The sequence below is a fragment of the Collinsella sp. CLA-ER-H6 genome, assembly GCF_040092305.1.
Taxonomy (GTDB): Bacteria; Actinomycetota; Coriobacteriia; order Coriobacteriales; family Coriobacteriaceae; genus Collinsella.
The window spans coordinates 1-2184 of record NZ_JBBNLS010000033.1 but is presented as its reverse complement, the minus strand read 5'-3'; the positions used below and the strand labels follow the sequence as shown (position 1 = coordinate 2184).

Here is a 2184-nt window from a genome sequence, read left to right as displayed (position 1 = left end):
CCATCGCGCCGAGAGTACTGCGGGGTCAGCCCGTGGGAGGCCAGGGCGCCGCTGACCGGTGGACGGCACCGAACCGTACGCTTGAACTGAGAAGGGGGAGGCCTCGCGGCCTCCCCCTTTTTGCGTTAAAGGCGGCATTCACTAAGCAATTAAATCACTTCAATCATCCACCGGTGAATATAAACGTTCACCGTTCTGTGGTCGGTTCTCTGTTCTCAATGGACTAATATTTGCTTTAGCGCCCTGATGCGCTTGTCCTGTTTTACACGGGTCGTTTTATTGATTGTGACGGAAGGACTCATATGGCAGATGTTCATGAGCTGCTTGATACTTGGATTGCCAATGTCAAGGACGAGGAGCTCCTCGCTGAGCTCAACACGATGAAGGAGCAGAGTGACGAAGACGCCATCACCGATGCTTTCTTCCAAGATCTCGCCTTCGGTACCGCCGGTCTTCGCGGCACTATCGGTGCAGGCACTAACCGTATGAATATCTATACGGTCGGTCGTGCGACCCAGGGTTTTGCTGACTATCTCAATGCGACCTTCAATCATCCGACGGTTGCCATCGCTCGCGATAGCCGCAATAAGGGTGAACTGTTCGTTAAGACGACGGCTGCCATTCTTGCGGCAAACGGCGTGACTGCTCTCGTGTATCCTAAGATTTCCCCCGTGCCGACGCTTTCCTGGGCCGTCCGTGACCTTAAGTGCTCCGGTGGCATTTGCATGACCGCTAGTCATAATCCGGCGCCTTATAACGGCTATAAGGCCTATGGCCCCGACGGCTGCCAGATCACCAGTGAGGCCGCCGATGCAATTTCAAGGGCTATCGCCGAGACCGATACGTTTACCGGCGTGAAGTCCATGGTCTTTGATGAGGCTCTTGAGCAGGGTCTGGTTAAATGGATCGATGACTCGTGCCTCGAGCGTTATTATGACGCCGTTCTCGCCCGCGGTGTGACCAACCTTTCTGCCGAGGAGATCGCTGGCGCACCGCTTAAGCTCGTCTATACTCCGCTCAACGGCACCGGCCTCATTCCCGTCACGACGGTGCTCGAGCGCGCTGGCATCACCGATGTCACGGTTGTTCCCGAGCAGAAGGAGCCTAACGGCGATTTCCCGACCTGCCCGTATCCTAACCCCGAGATCCGTCAGGCCATGCAGAAGGGCATCGATCTCTGCGAGCAGGTTCACCCTGATCTGCTGCTTGCAACCGATCCCGACGCCGACCGTGTTGGCGTTGCCGTCAAGAATGGTGATGACTACCTGCTGCTGACCGGTAACGAGATGGGCGTCCTGCTGCTCGACTATATTTGCAAGACCCGTGCCGCCCGTGGCGAGGACCTCACTAAGAAGGTTGCCGTTACTACTATCGTTTCTTCCGCCATGGTTGACGCTCTGGCCGAGGAGTATGGCTTTGAGCTCCGCCGCTGCCTGACGGGCTTCAAGTACATCGGCGACATCATTACCTCGCTTTCCGATGCTGGCGAGGTCGACCGCTTTATCTTCGGTTTCGAGGAGAGCTACGGCTATCTGGCCGGCGACCACGTGCGCGATAAGGACGCGGTGAGCACTTCGCTTCTGATTTGCCAGATGGCGCAGTATTACAAGCTGCAGGGTAAGAACCTTGCCGACGCGATGCACGAGCTGTACGAGAAGTATGGCTACTATCACAATAAGACGATTTCGCTGAGCTATCCGGGTGCTGAGGGTGCGGCAAAGATGGCCGGCATCATGGCCGGTCTGCGCGAGAACCCGCCCGCGGAGCTCGCCGGTTCCAAGATTGAGGCCGTCGTTGATTACAACACCTGCGTGAACGGCCTGCCGAAGGCTAACGTCATTGAGTTCGATCTTGAGGGCGGCAACAAGGGTATTGTTCGTCCTTCCGGCACCGAGCCCAAGATTAAGCTGTACATCTTCGCTAAGGGCGCGGATGCCGCCGAGGCTGATGCCGCACTTGACGCGATTGAGGAGTCTGGTCGCAAGTTGTTGGCCTAAGGCTTTGAAAGCCTATTTCTACAGTTAGACGGAGGAGGGGATCTCGGAAACGAGGTCCCCTCTTTGGTTCAAGACTTTAGTCCGCTGGCCGCGCAGCGGCCAGCTTTAAACCACCCGCTACGCGGGTGGAGACAAACGGCTTTACAAAGCCACCCCTCCGACCGATATTGACGATTGTTCAGGCCGT

1 protein-coding gene is annotated in these 2184 nt (G+C 56.7%); it reads left to right on the top strand.

The window, feature by feature from the left end; translation table 11 throughout:
• The first annotated feature begins 302 nt into the window (after window positions 1-302).
• Entirely contained in the window at window positions 303-1997 is a 1695-nt protein-coding gene (locus AAAX77_RS09745; RefSeq protein WP_349106080.1) for a phospho-sugar mutase, read from the top strand.
• Window positions 1998-2184 lie beyond the last annotated feature (187 nt).

Excerpts from the sequence above, each read along its gene's own strand:
- AAAX77_RS09745 (WP_349106080.1), top strand. The coding sequence starts at position 303 with ATGGCAGATGTTCATGAGCTGCTTGATACTTGGATTGCCAATGTCAAG.